The organism is Brevibacillus centrosporus, from assembly GCF_046622605.1.
GTDB lineage: Bacteria > Bacillota > Bacilli > Brevibacillales > Brevibacillaceae > Brevibacillus > Brevibacillus centrosporus.
The window spans coordinates 4,172,374-4,192,257 of the sequence record NZ_CP176856.1; the positions used below are offsets into that span (position 1 = coordinate 4,172,374).

Here is a 19,884-nt window from a genome sequence, read left to right on the forward strand (position 1 = left end):
CATCGCTTGGCTCTATGCTAACACAACTTGGTTTCTACCCGAATTTTTTGCTTCGTATAACGCAATATCTGCCTGATGGAAGAGCGACTCGACACTCAAATCCAGCCCTAAGTCTTTATTCCATTTCGCAAGACCACACGAAATGGTGACTCGCGGTGACGTCTCCTGCTCCACACAATGTCTAATTCTCTCTGCGACACCATGTGCGGTAGACTTGTCCACGCGCGGCAAGTAAACGGCCAGCTCTTCGCCTCCCCAGCGCGCGGCAATATCGCTGTCCCGAATGCTGTGGCGAATGAGATTGGAAACCTGAATCAATACTTCGTCCCCTACCTGATGCCCAAACGTATCATTCACCGTTTTAAAATAATCAATATCGATCAGGATCAAAGAGCCATAGGGATCTTTCTCCAGCGATGTCCGAACTCTTTCGTTCAAATGCCTGCGGGTATACAGACCCGTTAAATTGTCTGTGATGACCATTCGTTCCATTTCGTTATGCAGAACAGCGTTTGTCATGGCGAGGCTGGCGTGTTGGCCGAAAATTTCAAGCAGCTTGTAATCATCAAAACTAAAAAAATGATAGCGTGAATCCGAAACAAGCAACACGCCGCTGATTTCGCCTTCGACGATCAACGGAACCCCCATCAATGAGCCACAAGGCAAGAGGGAAAAGGGGAGTGGCCCTGCTCCTGGCTGGGCGAGCAGAAGCGCCTGTTTGTTCTGCAAAATTTCCTGAAACGGTTTTTCATTTGCCAGCACGGTCTTGCCTGTGTACTCCGGCTGCGAGCAGGACAGAACGTCGAAGCGCTCCTCACCGGGTACTTTGCTCAGGATGGCGCAAAATTCCGCATCAAAGGTAGCGCCCATCATCGTGGTGACAAAATCCAAAATTTCTTTCAAATCAAGGCTGCGATTCAGCTGTCTCGCCATCTCATTGATCAGCCGAAGCTCGCGGATCAAATTGCGGGATTGCTGGTACAGCTGCGCGTTTTCAAAAGCAGTTCCTGCCGTATCCGCCAAGATTGCGATGTAGTCGGTTTCATGCTGACTAAGCGACACCCGCTGATCGGACGTAACCTGTAGCACGCCATAGATGCCCTGTTTTCCTAGCAAAGGCGCTGCTATAACGGTGACCGGCTGCTCGTCCTCCTCCCGCTTTTCTACAATCAGACGACCTTCCAGATATGCCCTCGTACTGGTTGTAGGCTCTGTCTCTTGAAAAGACAGCTGCTTGACTGGAGTGGTCGCGTTCGGCTCGACTGTGAGGAAAAGCTCGACGGACAGCTGCGGATACAAGCTGGGAATGCTTGTTACGATCTCATGCAGAACATCATTCACATCAATAGACGCCTGTATCTTGGACATCAGCTGATACAGCAGATCCTTCTTTCCCGCTTCTCGCCTCAGATCGTCAGATGAAATGGCTCTCCACAGCGCACTGCTCGCCTTTTCACACACTTCCTGCAGAAAGGCGACGTCCCTTTCATCATAGAAAACGTCCGCTTCCTCCTGTGGCAAATGCAGGATTAATGCGTACAGCGGTGTGTAGTTGTGACTGATGGGAACAACGATGATCCGATTGCCATCCAGCACGGAAGGTGTCAATGCATCCTGACCAAAACGCAGGAGAATCTGGCTGATCTGGCTTGTCCCATACTCAGTAGGCTGTGTCGTCATGCACTCATGCGGTATGCACTGGCCGTTCTCCGAGAGCTTCACTGCCGAGCAGTACCCCTTTTGGATGATCTCGCTAATCTGACTGATCAAGCACTCCAGCAGATCGCGTGTGCTGTCGTGAAGATTGAGATCCATCACGATTTGACTGGTCGCATGCTGGATGTACGCATCATAGCCCATCCGTATCATCGGCTCTAGTCCTCGCATGTAGGCGAAGAGGTCCAAATCAAACTCCGCTTGGGAAGTCACGATCCCGATGACGGCGCGAATACGACCGTCGTACTCACGCAGAGGTATTGCCCCATAAAGCTTTGGGTCCCCCTCCCAAGTTTCTACGGTAATTTCCCTGGTGCTTGCTGTCTTTTCGATCAACTCCCGTACATTCCCGGAAGGTACAGAGTGTAGCATCAGGTCAAGTCCCCCGAGGTCCCCGGATTGGCCTACTTGCATCTCCATGAAGTTGATCACACGGCCCCCGGAATCTGTCAAGAAAAGGATGCCTGGGCGCTTTTCCGGCCATGATTGAAGAATAAAATGGGCCGTGTAGGAAAAGACCGTCTCTAACTTCCCCAACATTTTACTTGACACGAGATACTCCCTCTCTCAGCATTTTCTCAAATTTCCAAATGGTCTGTATTATTCACCTGCAAAACTTCCCACCGACCGTCTACATACCGGAACATCGTGATTCCCGTATTGTCGATCCGCGTAATCCCCGTTCCCTGTTCGCCTGCTGTCACGTAGTGCAAAAAGCTGTTGATAAGTCCGCCGTGTGATACGACCACTACCGATTCGCCCGGATGGTTCGAGGCTACTTCCGTCAAAGCCGTCACAGCACGACTCTGCATGTCTTCAAACGTCTCGATTCCGCATGCCGCTTCATCCTGTGCTTCAAAACGGGCACGGATTTCTTCGTAGGTTAATCCCTCCCACTCGCCGTAGCACCGTTCCCGCAGCGTCATCCGTGTAGAGATGGACGAGCCTGATTGCTCCGCGATTCTCGATGCTGTGACACGCGCCCTGCTCAAATCGCTCGAGTAAACGGCGTGAATGATCTCTCCCTGAAAGCGACGGGCTACCTGCTCTGCCTGACGTAATCCAAGCTCATTCAAGTCGATATCGCTATGGCCTTGTATGCGCCTGATCTGATTCCACTCTGTTTCTCCGTGGCGGATGAGGTATAGGATGGTTTCCAAAACGAAAATCTCCTTTTGCAAAGATTCTTTAGAATAGTACTTTATATTATATAAGAAGCGTATACGCAATTCTAGATTGATAAAAAAACATTTGGGACAATTTTACCAATTTCCTTTCCTCGATAACGGTTCAGCCTGCCTTTCTTCTTTTTTCTTTCTGATCGTGAAACGACGACACTCTTTTGCTCGTCAGAGTGGTATGTGAAAATACTGACACCGTTGGAGGGATTACCCATGAAAACTTGGCTCGTCCGCTCGAGCTCCTTTCTATTAACTGCCAGTCTGGTATTGCCAGTGCTTCCGGTCCATGCGCAAACGCCATTGGCTGCTTCCAGCCAGGCGCTCCCGATACCTGCTCAGCCAAACAGCGCGATGCTCGCTGCTGCCAGCAAAGTAAAGCTATCCAAAGAAGATGCCGTGACTCTGGCACAGAAGCTGGTACCTACAAGCGGCCTTTCGCTCAATCAAGTTTCGTTTCGCTCCGCCGATTCCTGGCGGCCCTTTCCAGAGTGGTCCTTCAGTTGGGTAAAAAAGGTAGCGAACAGCGAAGAAATCCTGCTTTCGTACACTGTTAGCATCCATGCCAATACAGGCGAAGTGACTGCCTACTCACGCTACGATCGGGGAGCTTCCAACCTCCCATACGCCAAGCGAATCTCTTATGACGATGCGCGCAAGCAGGCAGAGAGCTTCCTGTCCAAGTACAATTCTGGCAAAGCCGAGCAGACTCGCTTGTACACGCGCGATATGCCCACACCAAAGACTCCGCTGAACTCGGACATCAACTATAGCTTCCGATTTGTCCGGGTCGTAGATGGCGTTCTCTTTCCTGACAACAGCGTAGACATCATTGTCAATGGCGCAGGAACGGTAGTGGGCTATTCCCTCATGTGGAACGATGTCACCTTTGAAAAGCCTGCCAAAGCCATTTCGCAGGAAGAAGCCGAAAAGGAAATGCACGCTCAGGCGCAGGCCAGCCTCTCCTACCTCATGGCTTGGGAAAAGGAGGGAGTGGATCGCAACAACCCGATCTTGGCTTATCAAAACCCGTTCTCGTTTTACATCGATGCTTCGACTGGTGAGGCCGTGACTCAGTTCTCGCTGACGCCTCTCGATAAAGTCAAGGAGCCGACACCTGTCAGCAGCAAGCCTTTGCCTGCGCGCCATACGGGCAAAGCCCTTTCTCAGGATGACGCGGTCAAGTTTGCGGCGAGCACCTTTGATCTGGACAAATACGAGCTGCGCTCTGCCAATTACAGCGAAAAGGACTACCGCGGCAATCGTCCGGTCTGGAACCTGGAGTATGGGGAAAAAGACAATCGCAACGGCGGCTATGCCTACGTATCCATCGATGCTCAGACTGGCGATATTTACGCCTTTAACAAAGACATCCGTCCATTAAAGGATAAGGACACTTCTTCTACCAAGAAAATTGATACAGACAGTCTCAAAGAAAAAGCAGCGGAAAATATTCGCAAATGGTCCCCGACCGCCGCGAATCAGCTGTATTGGCAGGACCGCTCTCAGGAAGAATCATGGCAAAATGATGGCGACCGATACACCGTGTCGTTCCAACGCTATCTAAACGGCGTCGCAGCAGCTTCTGGCTCCTCTTCTCAGACTTTCGATACCACAACCGGCGAGCTTCTCTCCTATTACACTGAGTTTGGCAGCGAAACGTATCCATCCAAGCTGCCCAAGCATTTGAGCGAGGAGGAAGCCATCGCTGCCTGGCAGAAGGAAGTAGAAACCGAAGCGGTATACGTCCTGACGCCTTTGAGCAAGGAAGACAACCTGAAAATGCAATCGCTGCCTTCCTACATGCCAAAGAGAACGGCCAAATTGGTCTACCGAGCGACCGCTACACCCTTTGAACAGCCATACTTTTTCGATGCTGTCACAGGAGAATGGCGCTCCCAATCCTCAGGAAAAGCCATCAGCCTTCACCGTCCGGCACCTTCTGACCTGAAGGGGGACCCTGCCGAAAAAGAATTGATGCTGATGTATGAATATGATGCTCTCTCCCTCGTCGACGGTAAAATCATGCCGCAAAAACAGATCACCCGCGGCGAGATGATTGAGATGCTGATGATCAGCTTAAACAATGGACGCTTCTATCCGACTTACGCATCCGATCGCAAGGCCACTTACAGCGATGTGGCAAACGGATCCCGCTACTTCTCTGCCGTCGAGGCGGCTGTCGATCGCGGTCTGCTCGTGAAAAATGGGGCCACGCTCAATCCGGATGAACCGATCAATCGCGAAGAGCTGGCTGACATGATCGTACGTGCGCTTGGGTACAGCAAGCTGGCGGACTACTCCAACATGTTCCAGTCCAGCCTGACCGATATCGCAGGTACCAAGCATCGCGGCTCGATCGTGATCGCTACGACCTTGGGTATCATGACGACCGATAAGCAAACCTTTAAGCCACAAGCGAAGGTCTCCCGTGCCGATGCAGCTGTGTCCTTCACCCGTTTCCTCGAAAAACGCGGGGAAGAGCCGGATGGTTTCACTGCCATCGAGCAAGTCAAAGAATAGGATGCTTGGCGCCATCCACACTAGGGTGGCGCCTTTCTTTTCCCTTGACTTCGCTCTACCTATCCTTGTATTATTGAATGTATGTGTACAGGGTAGCATTGATTGCAGGTAAAAACGGAAGGATGTATCCTCTTAGTTCCCTCCCTTTCAGGCAGCGGCTGAACTACCTGTGAGGAGCACGATGCGGAAACGCTACCGTCCGAAGTTCGTGTAGATAAAGTAGGAACTAACCTGTCGGAAGTAAACACCTGCGAATCCATATTAAAGGAGAATGAAAACATGTCACGTTACACAGGACCTCGTCACAAACTGGCCCGTCGTCTGGGTATCTCCCTCGATGGTACAGGAAAAGACATCAAACGCAACTTCCCTCCAGGTCAACACGGTCACAACAACCGTCGTAAACTGAGCGAGTATGGAATTCAGTTGCAAGAAAAACAAAAACTGCGCCACATGTTTGGCTTGAACGAAAAACAATTCCGCCGCACTTTCGACCACGCGAGCAAAATGGCTGGCGTAGTGGGTGAAAACTTCATGAAATTGCTGGAATCCCGCCTGGACAACCTGGTATACCGTATGGGCTACGCTCCAACTCGCCCAGCTGCTCGTCAGTTGGTAAACCATGGTCACTTCATGGTAAACGGCAAAAAAGTGAACATCCCATCTTACCGTGTTCAACCAGGTGATGTGATCTCCATCCGCGAGAAATCCCGTGGTCTGGAAATCATCAAGAACTCCCTGGAAGGCCGCAACTTCCTGCCTAACTATGTAACTTTCAACGATGCTGCTGCTGAAGGTACCTTCACTCGTCTGCCTGACCGTGAAGAAATGCCAGCTGAAATCAACGAAGTTCTGATCGTTGAGTTCTACAGCCGTTAATCGACTTGAAAAAAAGAGTAGCGCCGCTCGTCGGCCTACTCTTTTTTTATTTGGCAAGTCTAGGCGCGAAAGCCCTCTCCTCATCGGCGAGCGAAGTCGCTCGTTCCTCATCTTGCACTTTCGAAAAGTTATTACCTTGACCACAGTTAGTGCTCTCCCTATAATTGTAAAGCATCGACGCTGCTGCTAACCGTCCTCTCGCTAAATAGGGACGTACTTCCCCTGTCAAATAGGGAAGAATGTTAGGGGCATCATTTGTATGTATTCTCACGCAGAAATGAGGGAGAGCAGCACATGAATCCAAAATACCAGCCATTCTTCGATACATTTCGCTTCCGCAGTGGTGTAGAAGTGAAAAATCGTTTGGTCATGCCCCCCATGACTACCTACTCCGGCAATCCGGATGACACCGTCTCCAAAGGTGAGCTCACTTACTATGCCCGCCGTTCGAGGGGCGTCGGCATGGTCATTACCGCTTGCACGTACGTCGCCGCAAACGGCAAGGGATTCCCTGGCGAATTTGCCGGAGACCGCGACGAAATGATCCCAAGCCTGCGTTCCCTGGCTACAGCAATCAAGGAGCAGGGAGCCAAAGCAGTGCTGCAAATTTTTCATGCAGGTCGGATGAGTCCCCCTGAGCTCGTCCCCCATGGAAAAACGGTAAGCGCAAGTGCAGTAGCCGCAGAGCAGCAGGGTGCCCCTGTCCCTTCCGAGCTAACAGATGCGGAAATCCAGGACATCATCAAGGCTTTTGGGGAAACGACACGCCGTGCCATTGAAGCAGGCTATGATGGCGTCGAGATTCACGGTGCCAACGGCTATTTGGTCCAGCAATTTTTCTCCCCCCACTCCAACCGACGCAATGACCACTGGGGTGGAAGCTTGGAAAAGCGCATGCGCTTCCCGCTCGCCGTTGTGGACGAGGTCAAACGTGTCGTCGCCGCGCACGCAAAACAGCCTTTCCTGATCGGATACCGCTTTTCACCGGAAGAGGCGGAAACACCAGGAATCACGATGGCAGATACGCTCGTTCTCACAGACGCACTCGCTCAAAAGGAGCTTGATTATCTGCACGTATCATTGATGAATTTCTGGTCCACGCCGCGCAGCGCGGAAGGAACTCGCTCGGAAACGCGACTTGAGCTGATTCAAAAGCAAGTCGCAGGTCGCGTTCCCGTCATGGGAGTTGGCTCCATCCGTACAGCGGACGAAGCCCTCCAAGCTTTTGAAACAGGTGTCCCGCTGCTCGCTCTTGGCCGCGAGCTGATCATCGAGCCTGAGTGGGTCGAAAAGGTGCAGAATGGGCAAGAAGCCGACATTCAGGTGGAGATTGATAAAAACGATCAGGCCCGCTTGGACATTCCAGATCCACTCTGGCATGCTATCCTCCATACACCCGGCTGGTTCCCGATCTCACAGAAGGTATAAAGCTCGAACAGTTGGATAATGGTACTTCTACAGTAAAAGAGGGTGCCTGCCCAGTAGTTGACGCTGCTGAGCAGATCCCCTCTTTTTTTCCTTTTTTCGACGGTTTCTGACCTCCCTCTTGTCGTCTCAGCTTCTATCCTCCCGGTTCCTCCTATGGTATAATCAGGATGTATGCTAGGGGGTCATAGACTATGTCGAACAGCCACAATTCTTCCTCTGAACCGACGAAGAAAAAACGCCGAAGAAGCCGCGGCCGAATGATCTGGATTGCCATTCAGCTGCTGTTTTTACTGGGAGTAATGGGAGGCGTCGTTGCAGGAGGAATCGTGACCGGTTATGTAGCCGCATTGGTGAAAGACGAGCCTGTGCGCAACAAGGAGGAACTCGAAAAGAAGATTTTCACGAACTATCTGACTGGATTTGCCTATTACAATGACGGCTCTTTGATCGGACAGCTCCGAGCAGAAGAAGGCGACAGGCGATTGGTGAAAAAAGCAGACGTTTCTCCCTATTTGATCAACGCAATCATCGCAACGGAAGACAAAAACTTTTATCATCACAAAGGGGTAGTTCTGCAATCCACCATCCGCGGTGCCATTCAGGATTTTACCAATCAGCCCGTGGTAACTGGAGGCAGTACGATCACCCAGCAGCTCGTCAAAAATACGATTCTTACGGCGGAAGTAAGCCATTCCCGCAAAGCCAAGGAGATTTTTAGCGCCTTGCGGATCGAGCGCATGTTTTCCAAAGATCAGATTTTGGAAGCTTACATGAATGAGATCTACTTTGGGAAAAATGCGAACGGTTCCAACGTTTATGGTGTACAAGCAGCCGCAAAAGGGATTTTTGGCAAGGATGTCAAGGAACTGAACCTCAGCGAAAGCTCCTACTTGGCAGGGATGATTCAAAACCCAGGCGCCTATACCCCGTTTGCAGCCGAGGGCTATGAGCGCGGAAAAGAACGCCAAAAGATGGTTCTCGATCGGATGCTGGAGAATGGATACATCACTCAGACTCAGTACGATGGAGCGAGCAAAGCGGATCTCAAAACCGCGCTTGCCAAGCCAACGGAGCAAGCGTATCGAGAAGTTCCTTTCCTCATGATGGAAATCGAGGACAGGGCAGCCCGTCAGCTGGTCGATGCTGACCTGAAGGAAAAAGGCAGAGACAAAAACACTGTTGGCCGCAATGAGTATCGCCAGCTCGTAGAAGAGAAGCACCGCGATATTCTCCGCAATGGGTACAAAATTCATACGACAATCGATAAGAACGTGTACGCGACCATGCAGGCCGTCGCGAACGACCCGAAAAATTTCGGAAAAAACCGTTCGTATACGATCCGCCGCTCGAACGGCAAAACAGAAAAAATCGAGAATGCTTTGGAAGAAGTTGGCGCAATGCTGATCCACAACAAGACGGGGGCAATTCTCGGCATGATCGGTGGGCGCGACTTTAAAGTGGAACAAACCAACCATGCCACCGTACCTCGTCAGCCGGGGTCGTCGATGAAGCCGCTCGCAGCCTACGCTCCTGCCTTTGAGCTGGGCATTCTGCAGCCTGCTTCCCCGCTCGACGATTCACCAGTTTTGCTGGCAGACGGTCAGAACGGTACTCACCTGCCGATGAACTGGAACAACAAATGGCAAGGAATCATGAGTGCACGGGAAGCCTTGCGGATGTCCTGGAACATTCCAGCCATCAAAACCTATCTCAAAGTAGGCATTCCGACCGCACTCGAGTATGTGAAAAAGACGGGAATCACCACGCTGGTGGATGCGGATAATTACGCCTCTACAGGGGTAATCGGTGGACTTACATACGGAACGACCGTTGAGGAAATGACAAATGCCTACGCCACCTTCGCCAACCATGGCTCCTTCGTGGACGCTTATCTCATCGACTCCGTTGAGGACAGCACGGGCAAGGTCATTTACAAGCATGAGTCGCAGCCCGTTCAAGTGTACAGCGAACAAACCGCTTATCTGATCACCGATATGATGCGCGATGTTGTCGATGCCGGTACTGGTACACACATCCGCAAATACGTTCCGAAAAAAGTAGACGTCGCAGGCAAAACCGGTACGACCAACAGCAGCAACGACTTGTGGTTTGTTGGCTACACGCCGCAGCTGTCCATGGGCGTTTGGGTAGGCTTTGATGAGCCGTACCCGATGCCGGACGCCGACAAATATGTCCCGATGGTCGTCTGGGGTAAAGTCATGAAGGAGATCATTGAGAAACAGCCGAACCTCTCTCCTCCGACTGACACGTTCAAGAAGCCGGAAGGGATCGTCAGCGCGACCGTAGACTCGAAATCAGGGCTTTTGCCAAGCGAGCTTTCCAAAGAAGCCGGACATGTCATCACCGACTTGTTCAACCGTCGCTTCGTTCCTACCAAGGTCGACGACTCGCATCAAAAAGCGCGGATCGTCACCTATAATGATGAGCGTTACCTCGCGAAGGAAGGCACACCGGATGACTTTGTCACAGAGGGTATCTTCTATCGCTCGCCCGACCCGCTCGCAACCAAGGAGCAGATTCAGGCGAAAAATAAAAAAGTGGCCATTCACCCGCCTGACTGGGAAAAGCGACTTCCGGACCTGGAAGATCCGCGCACCGATGTCTCCGGCACTCCGCAGTCACCAACTGGCGTGGTAGCAAGCAGCAGCGGGCAACAGCATGTGCTCACCTGGCAGTCGGCTAAGGAAGCCGATCTCCTCGGCTATCGCGTCTATCGGGCTGACAGTCAAAATGGCTTTACCCGAATTGGCACCGTCAAGGATCCATCTGTGTTGACCTTTACCGATACAGCAGCGGCCTTTGGCGACGTCGGCTATTATGTGACAGCTGTTGATGTGACAGGTCAGGAATCACAGCCGTCAGCGATTGCCACGAGCGGTTCTTCGACACATACCTGGCAGCTCCCAGACCCGAATACAGAAACGGGCAATACGGATATCCCAAGTAATTCGAATGAACCTGGCACTCCAGGGACGACTGTACCAAACGATGGCCAAAACCCAACTTCTCCTGGAGACGGCGGAAGCAGCACGAATCCCCCGTCGACACCGAAGTCGCTGTCCCTGCATTCTGCGGGAAGCGGAGTGAAGCTGCAATGGAAAGCAAATGCGTCAGCTGAGCAAGTCATTGCGTACAACATCTACTTCAAGCCGGATGCAACAAGCGGTTTCCTGCTCATCGATACCGTATCTGGCACAAGCTATACCCATACCACCGATGTGAAAAATGGAAGCTACTACATCACAGCCGTGAATAGTTACGGAGAATCGTCACATTCCAACAATGTAACTGCCAGCGGCTCCGAATAACGTAAAAGAAGAAGCAGAGATGGTCTTATGTGCCATCTCTCTTTTTCTACAAGCACGAGGAGGGATCTGATGGAACACGTCAAGCGTTACCACTCGCTAAAGACGATTGTGAACGGAAGAGAACTGTTGATTGAAGGCCCTATTTCGGGAAGTGAGCTCGCCTCCTACCGCTTCGATGATGGCTTAAAAGCTTTTCGTATTCCCGAGCAGCAGCACCAGGCTCTGATTGAAATTGCGGATCTTCCTGAGGGCCGCATCATTGTCGCCCGCGAAGACGATCTCGTTCTTGGATATGTGACGTTTCTCCATCCAGACCCCCTCGAGCGCTGGTCACAAGCGAAGCTGCCCGATCTTCTGGAGCTGGGGGCCATTGAGATCAGCCACTTGATCCGAGCAGGCGGCGTAGCGAAAAAGCTGTTGGAGGTCTCCTTTGCTGATGACGCCATGGAGGACTACATTATCATTACGACTGAGTATTACTGGCACTGGGACTTGAAAGGGACTGGCCTGGATGTGTGGCAGTATCGGAAGGTGATGGAAAAGGTCATGGGAAGTGTCGGCATGGTCTGGATGGCGACTGATGATCCGGAAATCTGCTCCCACCCTGCCAACTGCCTGATGGCCAAAATCGGCAAGCGGGTTCCCCCTGAATCCGTCGAAGCTTTTGATGGGATGCGTTTTCAAAATCGCTTTCTTTATTAGAGCCATCGACACCCTCTCGGAGAAAAAAGGAGGCTTCTCTCATGCGTATTGAGGATATTATGCGGAAAAAGGTCATCACGGTCAGTCCTTCCACTTCGATCGGGGAAGCACTCCTGTTGCTCCGTACCAATCGGATCAGGCATTTGCCCGTACTAGAAGAAGAGCGGCTGGTAGGGCTCGTCTCGGACCGTGATTTGCGCGATGCTCTCCCCTCTCATCTGCTGACCCACGAAGATGACGACATGATTCTGCAAAAACACGTCTCGGACATCATGAGCAAGCAAGTCATCACAGCTCATCCACTCGACTTTATCGAGGATGCAGCAGCCCAAGTCTATGAGCATAAAATCGGATCTCTCCCGATTGTCGAGAACGAACGGCTCGTCGGGATGATTACCGAATCCGATTTGTTTTCCAGTCTGATTGAACTGTTTGGTGTCAACCGGCCAAGCTCTCATATCGAGGTGCAGGTCGATGATCGTGTCGGCGCTCTTGCCGAAGTCAGCCAGGTTTTCCGGGATGCGCATGTCAACATTTGCAGTGTCTTGGTCTATCCAGCTCAGAACCCACCACAAAAAAACCTGGTCTTCCGCGCACAAACCATCGACCCACGCCCTCTGATCCAGCAGCTGACCGACAAAGGCTTCACCGTCGTCTGGCCAAAAGAAGGAGGGAGCCTTCTTTGAGTCGCAACTCCCGCCTCATCTACTCGCCAGATTATACAAACTACTACTTCCATGACGAGCATCCTTTCAACCAACGGCGCTTGCTGCTCACGCATGACTTGATGAGCATGTACGGCCTCCTGGACGAATCGGACATCGTTCCTCCCCGCTTCGCTACGGATGAAGAGCTGGAGCTGGGACACGATTCCCGCTACATCCAGTTTGTTCGCGATCAAGGCCATAGCGATACGGAGCTTCCTCTCGCTGCCAGCTACGGGCTGGGTACCGAGGATGTCCCCTGCTTCGCGAATATGCACGAATCCGCCTCCCTGATCGCCGGAGGGACCTTGAATGCCGTAGACCTCGTTATGAACGGTCAAGCCGAGCATGCTTTCAATCCGGCAGGCGGACTTCATCACGCTTTTCGGGGTCGGGCATCTGGCTTTTGCATTTACAACGACTGCTCTGTCGCCATTGCCTACATACGCAAAACGTGGAACGCACGCGTCCTGTACATCGACACAGATGCCCATCACGGGGATGGCGTCCAATGGGCCTTTTACGACGATCCGAATGTACTTACCGTCTCCATGCACGAAACCGGAAAGTACTTGTTTCCTGGCACCGGCAATTTGACCGAGCGTGGCGATGGAAGCGGTTACGGGTATTCCGTCAACGTTCCGCTTGATGCTTTTACGGAAGACGACTCGTTTCTTTCGATTTATCAGGAGCTGGTGACCAAGCTTGCACACGGCTTCAAGCCCGACGTCATATTGACCCAAAACGGCTGTGATGCCCATGCGTTTGACCCGCTCACCCATCTGTCCTGTTCCATGAAAATCTATCAGGCGATCCCTCGATTGGCGCACCAGCTCTCCCATGAGCTGTGCGGGGGGAAATGGATTGCGGTTGGCGGCGGAGGCTATGATATTTGGCGGGTCGTCCCTCGCGCCTGGACCTTGCTGTGGAGCGAGATGACAGACCAGCCATTGTCTGACGGACCACTACCCGCTGCCTGGGCAGAGCGCTGGCAGCCTCACTCTGAGCTGGTATTGCCAAAGCGCTTGTTTGACGAGCCTTTCCCTGCCATCCCACGACGCGCTGAGATCACGCAAAAGAATCTAGTAACGTTGGAGCGCGCCATGATGTATGCCCCGATCTCCTCTGAGTCATGATGGTTTGTCTCCTAAAAAAAGAGAAGCGTGCAGATCCCGTATCCCTCTGATACGAAAACCTGTACGCTTCTCTTTGTGTATGATAGTCACTATGAGCACTTCGTTGCCAAAGGCTAGTTGGATGACAGGCTGCTCACGAGCTGCTCCAGCTCAGCTGGCTGATACCCTTTTACCGCTTTGTCGCCGACGACTGTCACAGGAACACCCATGAAGCCAAAGCGCTCCACTTCCTCCTGATAGGCGCGGCTAGTCATAACATCGCGCACTTCAAAAGCAAGTCCCTTGGCGGTCAGCCATTGCTTGACCAGATTGCAGTCAATGCAGTTCTGTGTGGAGTAGACGATGACCGCAGAACCTTCCGTAGCTGCCGTCAGCATATTGCGGACAATCGCATAGGATCGCTCGGAGGCGAGTTTTGTGAATTCCACAAAGTTGACATGCGCAGAACCATCCGCCTTGTCCGACATGGAGCGCACGACGACGAATGGCACATCATTCATCGCGCAAACTTGTCCGACGGAAGCTCCTTCCATTTCCGTGCAATGCGCTTCAAACTGCTCATACAGCCACTGTACTTTTTCACGGCTGGCAACGAACTGGTCGCCGGACAGGATGCGTCCGCTCACTACCTGCACATCTGCCTCTAGCTTTTGACCAGCATCGATCGCTTGCTGCATCAACTCTTCATCGGCTTTCCAGACCCACTGCTCCGTAAACGGAATCTGACCTGGCGCAAAGCCGAGTGGCGATACATCGATGTCATGCTGGATGCAATCTGTCGAAACGACGATATCTCCAATATTCAGCGCTGGATGCACTGCACCCGCTACCCCTGTGAAGATCACCCGATCCACCTGGAACGTGTCTATCAAAATCTGTGTAGTAACCGCAGCGTTGACTTTTCCAACTCCCGATTTGCAGAGGACGACCTCTTTGCCTTCCATCTGGCCTTCATAGTAAGTAATGCCCGCTTTTACGGTTTGCTTCGTCTGCTGCATGGCTTCCAAATACAACGCGATTTCTTCATCCATCGCACCAATAATGCCGATCCGCATCCCTAATTTTCCTCCTCTTGCTCGTCCAATCTGCCCGTCTTATTCTTGCTCGGGTCTGGTGCTTTCTCTGTATTCGATTCGATGTGGCAGCAATACGACATGCTCTTCCACGTGTTCATTGTTCATGTACTTGGTCAACAGGCGCATCGCAACCGCTCCGATATCATACATCGGCTGCACCACAGAGGTCAGACGCGGACGTACCATCTCAACCAGGCGGATATTATCATGCCCGATCACTTCCACATCGTTTGGCACGTTTAAACCGGAATCCTGGATCGCATGAATCGCTCCGATCGCCATCTCGTCGTTTGCGGCAAAAATCGCAGTAGGCGGTTCCGACAGCTGCAGAAACTGTTTTGTCTTTGTCAGACCGGACTCGTAGAAGAAGTTCCCGTTAGCAACGAGGTCTTCATTCAGTCCAATTCCCGCGTCAACCAACGCTTTTTTGTAGCCCTCAAAACGCATCAGACCACTCAGTGGATCATTCAGCGGTCCAGTAATCATCGCGACACGCTTGTGACCGCGGTCGATCAAAGCTTTTGTCGCATCGTATCCCGCTTGGAAATGATCAATCGTGACAGATGGCAGTGCGTTATCTGCATCGCGAGTCGCTGCCAGAACGGTTGGTACGGATGTGCTAGTGAGCGCCTGCAGATGATCTTCCTTGATCTCCGCACCCATGAACAACAGCCCGTCCACCTGTTTTTCCAGCAATGTATTGATTAATTGCAATTCCTTTTCCATTCTTTGGTCGGAGTTGCACAAAATGATGTTGTACTTGTACATGGTCGCGATATCTTCAATCCCTCGCGCCAACTCTGAAAAAAACAAACTGGAGATATCCGGGATAATGACACCGACCGTTGTTGTCTTTTTGCTGGCGAGTCCTCGCGCTACCGCATTTGGACGATATCCCAATCGTTCAATTGCAGCTAATACTTTTTTCCGGGTCAACGGCTTCACATTGGGATTTCCGTTGACAACCCGGGACACGGTCGCCATCGAAACCCCCGCTTCTCTAGCCACGTCGTAGATCGTAACCGGCATCACACACCCTCACTTTCCCCATTTAATGGTTTTCATAATCATTTTCATAAATATATGCACCTATGATACGACAAGCTGTACGTGGTTGCAATTGTTTTTAGCTTGTCTCTATACGCGTTACTTCATTAATTTATTCATCGTTTTCAGCAGTTCGTCAATGACTTCCTCGTCCCCCTGCTGAATCCGCTCCATGACACAGCTGCGCATGTGCCCTTCGAGTAGGATCTTGCCCACTGCGTTCAGCGCGGATTGGACTGCCGCGATCTGGTTCAGGATGTCATCACAGTACACATCCTTCTCTACCATTCCGCGAATCCCGCGAATTTGGCCCTCTACGCGATTGAGACGGGACACGAGGTTTGACTTGATCTTGTCAGAACGCATCGTCGAACGTTCAGCCGAGCAGCATTGGTCGTGTTCATTCATCAGGCACATCCCCCTTCTGCCTTAACAGCACGTAAGTCTAGCTTACTTGCTCACCATCTGTTCGTCAAATTAGAAGAGGCCTCTCCTGCGTGCAGGAAAGACCTCCGACTACACTTTACGCTTTCAAATTAACCGCGTGCAGCGACTACTTCACCTTTGTACAGACCAGAAGCGAGCAGATCGTCAACAAATTTGTTGAAGTCTGGGATGTTCAGCTGTTGTTTGGCATCGGACAATGCCACGTCTGGATCCGGGTGAACTTCGACCATGATACCGTCAGATCCGACAGCGATACCCGCTTTTGCGGTAGGCAAGAGCAGATCGCGACGACCAGTAGAGTGTGTCACGTCTACGAACACTGGCAAGTGCGTTTCTTGCTTCAGGAGTGGTACTGCCGAGATGTCCAGTGTGTTGCGAGTCGCTTTTTCATAGGTGCGGATACCGCGCTCACACAGCATGACTTGCGTATTGCCCTCGGACAGGATGTATTCTGCAGCGTAGATGAATTCTTCGATCGTTGCAGACAAACCGCGTTTCAGCAGGATCGGCTTGTTCAGACGACCAGCTGCTTTCAGCAGTTCGAAGTTTTGCATGTTGCGTGCACCGATTTGGATCACGTCGATGTATTGGCTCGCCATTTCCAGGTCAGCTGGAGTCACGATCTCGCTGATGGTAACGAGGTTGTACTCATCGCCGATGCGCTTGAGGATTTGCAGGCCCTCTTCACCCAGACCTTGGAAATCGTATGGGGACGTGCGAGGCTTGTATGCTCCGCCGCGAAGCGTACGCAGACCGCGCTTCACATGGTTCTCCGCGACTGCTTTTACTTGCTCATAGCTTTCTACCGAGCAAGGACCTGCGATCAGGATCGGATTGCCGGCACCGAACTCTACGCCTTTTACCGTAATTACTGTATCTTCCGCCTGCTTTTTGCGGCTGACGAGCAAAACCTTTTTCTTATCGTCGTTTTGCAATTCGAGGGATACTTGGAAGATTTGTTTGAAAAGATGACGAACTGTATTGTCATTGAATGGGCCTTTGTTGTTTTCTACCAGCTGGTTGAGCATTTGACGCTCGCGCTCTGGATCGAATCGGTTGCTGCCCTGTTTTTCTTTTTCTTTGCCCAGCTCTTGTACCAGGGTCGCGCGCTTGTTGATCAGATCGAGAATTTGCAGGTTGATTTCGTCAATCTGTTTGCGCATGTTATCAATCAAATCGTGTGCCATGACTCTCCACTCTCCTCTTTTTATTTGCAAATAAGATTTCATAAAAACCTCATTTACCTAAGTACAACGAAGGCATTGCCCAAAAGCCCAGTTCAGTATGGTTTTCTGATCAGCCACTACGGGTACTTTTCGATAAATTAGGGTTATTATAATCGATTCAAATGCCCTTGTCAGCAGTTTAGCGCCAAAAAGCGCGAAAGTAAATTGTAAATATTGGTCAACGCGCAGAAGATTCCTTTATTCGACAGGATTCTCCTTGATCGAAGTCGAATAAATTGGATAGATGTACATATTTTGCATGGTATTCATCCAGAACGAGGAGTGACCTTACCTTTGTCTGCGCATACAGAAACAGCCAAATCAGAGCTGATTTTTTCTTTAGATATCGGGACACGCAGCGTAGTCGGACTGATCGTGGAAGCGATCGGTGAGCAATACCGCGTTCTTGATTGTGCGATCAGAGAGCACGACGAGCGCTCCATGCTCGATGGGCAAATCCACGATATCGTGGCGGTAGCCAAAGTCATCCAGCAAATCAAAGAGGAGCTGGAACAAAAGTACGGACCGCTTCATCAAGTAGCTGTTGCAGCAGCAGGACGTTCCTTACGTACTCGTCGGGTACGGACGGACATGCCGCTTGCCCGTCATGCCTTTATCAACCGTGAAGATGTGCTCACGCTGGAATTCGCTGCCGTGCAGGAGGCCCAGGCCGAGCTGGCGCAGGAGCTGAAGGATCAGGACGTTACCCGTTATTATTGCGTCGGGTATAGTGTGGTCAACTACCACCTCGATGGCGAGTTGATCGGCAGCTTGATCGATCAGCGCGGGGATACAGCCAGCGCTGATGTCATTGCTACCTTTTTGCCTCGCGTGGTTGTCGACTCCCTGATCGCCGCTTTGAAGCGCTGTGATCTGGAGATGCAGGCTTTGACTCTGGAGCCGATCGCCGCGATCAATGTGCTCATCCCCGTAACAATGCGCCGCCTGAATATCGCCCTCGTAGATATCGGAGCCGGCACCTCCGACGTCGCCTTGACCGAGGAAGGAGCCATCACAGCTTACGGCATGGTTCCGGTAGCCGGGGACGAGATCACGGACGCGCTGATGAATGCGTACCTGCTCGATTTTCCGATGGCGGAAGAGGTCAAGCGAGTTCTGTCCACACACGAAACCGTTACTTTCACTGACATTTTGGGAGTGGAGCAGACCTTGCCCTGCGCAGAGGTCATCGCTGCGATCGAGTCGGACATCCATTTGCTGGCGGAAAAAATCGCCTTTAAAATTCTCGAGCTGAACGGAAAAGCACCGCAGGCTGTCATGCTGATTGGCGGCGGCAGCCTCACACCCGGGCTGACAACAAAAGTGGCGCAGGTACTCAATATCCCAGCCGCTCGCGTTGCCGTCCGTGGAGGAGATGCCATCAAGCAGTACGTAGGCGATCATCCACTGCTCGGAGGACCTGAGTTTGTTACACCGGTCGGAATCGCGGTGGCGGCTCGTCGCCATCCTTTGCGCTACGTCACGGTGACTGTCAACGACATGCCTATCCGAATTTTTGACCTGCGGAAAATGACGCTGGGCGATGCCTTGATCGGAGCTGGCATGGACATTCGTCGACTCTATGGACGCCCTGGACTGGCGATGACCGTGACGATCAATGGCAGAATGAAGATGATACCAGGCAAGCACGGGACGCCGCCCGTCATCGAAAAGAACGGTCAGGCTTCCAGTCTGGATGCTCCCTTGGAGGATGGAGATACCATCGTCGTTGTTGCAGGGGAGAACGGAACGGATGCTCAGGCAACTGCCAAGGACCTGCTCGACCAACTGGACACGTTGGAAATACGCTGCAACGAACGGCCCCTGTCTCTTGGACCCGTTATCCTCATTAACGGGGAGCCGCAATCCCTTGATGCCGAGGTGCCTGATCGCAGCGAAGTGGAGATTCGTCTGCCGCGAACAGTTGGCGAAGCCTTGCAGATCGCCGGGGTAGTTGACAGCTCGGAGCAGGAAACGACTCCGTACCAGTTCAGTGTTAACGGCCATACTTACACGCTTCCTTCCCGTACGGTCACGCTGGAGGTCAACGGAAAGCCTGCCACGCCATCGGATTCTATCCGTCAAGGCGATGAGCTGACCTACCGACTGGAAGAGGTATCCCTTCCCCCTATTCGCGAGGTAATCCCTCTCGAGGAATGGGTGCAGGAGTCCATTACCGTTCACTTCAATGGAGAGCGGGTCGTGATCCCTGTAGCCCAAGTGACGATAACCATGGATGGCCGTACAGTACAGGACGTGGATTTGGTCGAGGATGGGGCTGTCATTACGGTCAAATCTGCCCCGGCCACCATTCCCGTTTTCAGTGACGTGTTCCGCTACGTCGACTTCTCACTAGAAAAACCGGATCGTGAAAGCATCTCGGGATTTGTCATGCTGGTAAACGGTGAGGTCGCCTCTTTCCAGACGGAGCTAAAAAGCGGGGACAAGCTCGAATTGTATTGGGAGTAAAAGCAGAAGAGTCGGCTTCGCTGC

Annotated in this window: 14 protein-coding genes; 8 read left to right on the forward strand and 6 right to left on the reverse strand. The window is 52.0% G+C overall.

Going from position 1 to position 19,884, the window contains the following annotated elements; translation table 11 throughout:
• Nucleotides 1–12 precede the first annotated feature (12 nt).
• Both ACLIN2_RS21165 and ACLIN2_RS21170 read right to left on the reverse strand, forming a co-directional pair.
• Nucleotides 13–2,256 carry a sensor domain-containing diguanylate cyclase gene (locus ACLIN2_RS21165; protein WP_411504574.1) on the reverse strand — a complete coding sequence of 748 codons (2,244 nt, stop codon included), beginning with the start codon at nucleotides 2,254–2,256 and terminating at the stop codon, nucleotides 13–15.
• A gap of 38 nt (nucleotides 2,257–2,294) precedes the next feature.
• Entirely contained in the window at nucleotides 2,295–2,876 is a 582-nt protein-coding gene (locus tag ACLIN2_RS21170; RefSeq protein ID WP_092268830.1) for a histidine phosphatase family protein, read from the reverse strand.
• Nucleotides 2,877–3,110: 234 nt separating this feature from the next.
• On the opposite strand from ACLIN2_RS21170, the gene ACLIN2_RS21175 reads away from it, so the two are divergent.
• The 7 genes from ACLIN2_RS21175 (at nucleotide 3,111) to ACLIN2_RS21205 (ending at nucleotide 13,595) form a co-directional block, all read left to right on the forward strand.
• Entirely contained in the window at nucleotides 3,111–5,417 is a 2,307-nt protein-coding gene (locus ACLIN2_RS21175; RefSeq protein ID WP_411502036.1) for an S-layer homology domain-containing protein, read from the forward strand.
• Nucleotides 5,418–5,696: 279 nt separating this feature from the next.
• On the forward strand, nucleotides 5,697–6,296 hold the full coding sequence (gene rpsD / locus ACLIN2_RS21180) for a 30S ribosomal protein S4 (RefSeq protein WP_327933719.1): 600 nt from the start codon (nucleotides 5,697–5,699) through the stop codon (nucleotides 6,294–6,296).
• Between the two features lie 294 nt (nucleotides 6,297–6,590).
• Complete coding sequence (locus tag ACLIN2_RS21185) at nucleotides 6,591–7,724, forward strand: NADH-dependent flavin oxidoreductase (protein ID WP_411502037.1); 1,134 nt, start codon at nucleotides 6,591–6,593, stop codon at nucleotides 7,722–7,724.
• Between the two features lie 191 nt (nucleotides 7,725–7,915).
• Nucleotides 7,916–11,053, forward strand: coding sequence for a transglycosylase domain-containing protein (locus ACLIN2_RS21190; protein WP_411502038.1), 3,138 nt, complete (start codon nucleotides 7,916–7,918; stop codon nucleotides 11,051–11,053).
• Nucleotides 11,054–11,122: 69 nt separating this feature from the next.
• On the forward strand, nucleotides 11,123–11,755 hold the full coding sequence (locus ACLIN2_RS21195) for an N-acetyltransferase (protein ID WP_327933722.1): 633 nt from the start codon (nucleotides 11,123–11,125) through the stop codon (nucleotides 11,753–11,755).
• A 41-nt stretch (nucleotides 11,756–11,796) separates the two neighbouring features.
• Complete coding sequence (locus ACLIN2_RS21200; protein ID WP_092268818.1) at nucleotides 11,797–12,441, forward strand: acetoin utilization AcuB family protein; 645 nt, start codon at nucleotides 11,797–11,799, stop codon at nucleotides 12,439–12,441.
• Nucleotides 12,438–13,595, forward strand: coding sequence for an acetoin utilization protein AcuC (locus tag ACLIN2_RS21205; RefSeq protein WP_411502039.1), 1,158 nt, complete (start codon nucleotides 12,438–12,440; stop codon nucleotides 13,593–13,595). Before ACLIN2_RS21200 ends, ACLIN2_RS21205 begins: the two co-directional genes overlap by 4 nt.
• A gap of 113 nt (nucleotides 13,596–13,708) precedes the next feature.
• Here the strand turns inward: ACLIN2_RS21205 and ACLIN2_RS21210 are convergent, their stop codons facing one another.
• The 4 genes from ACLIN2_RS21210 to ACLIN2_RS21225 form a co-directional block, all read right to left on the reverse strand.
• Nucleotides 13,709–14,650: a 5'-methylthioadenosine/adenosylhomocysteine nucleosidase gene (locus ACLIN2_RS21210; RefSeq protein WP_411502040.1), complete on the reverse strand. Its 942-nt coding sequence runs from the start codon at nucleotides 14,648–14,650 to the stop codon at nucleotides 13,709–13,711.
• Between the two features lie 39 nt (nucleotides 14,651–14,689).
• Nucleotides 14,690–15,700: a catabolite control protein A gene (gene ccpA, locus ACLIN2_RS21215; RefSeq protein WP_092268813.1), complete on the reverse strand. Its 1,011-nt coding sequence runs from the start codon at nucleotides 15,698–15,700 to the stop codon at nucleotides 14,690–14,692.
• Between the two features lie 117 nt (nucleotides 15,701–15,817).
• Nucleotides 15,818–16,126, reverse strand: coding sequence for a metal-sensitive transcriptional regulator (locus tag ACLIN2_RS21220; protein WP_092268811.1), 309 nt, complete (start codon nucleotides 16,124–16,126; stop codon nucleotides 15,818–15,820).
• Nucleotides 16,127–16,254: 128 nt separating this feature from the next.
• Nucleotides 16,255–17,352 (reverse strand): bifunctional 3-deoxy-7-phosphoheptulonate synthase/chorismate mutase, encoded by a 1,098-nt coding sequence (locus ACLIN2_RS21225; protein ID WP_092268809.1) that lies wholly within the window; start codon nucleotides 17,350–17,352, stop codon nucleotides 16,255–16,257.
• 333 nt (nucleotides 17,353–17,685) lie between these two features.
• On the opposite strand from ACLIN2_RS21225, the gene ACLIN2_RS21230 reads away from it, so the two are divergent.
• A complete protein-coding gene (locus tag ACLIN2_RS21230) occupies nucleotides 17,686–19,860 on the forward strand; it encodes a cell division protein FtsA (RefSeq protein ID WP_411502041.1) in 2,175 nt (724 codons plus the stop codon).
• Nucleotides 19,861–19,884 lie beyond the last annotated feature (24 nt).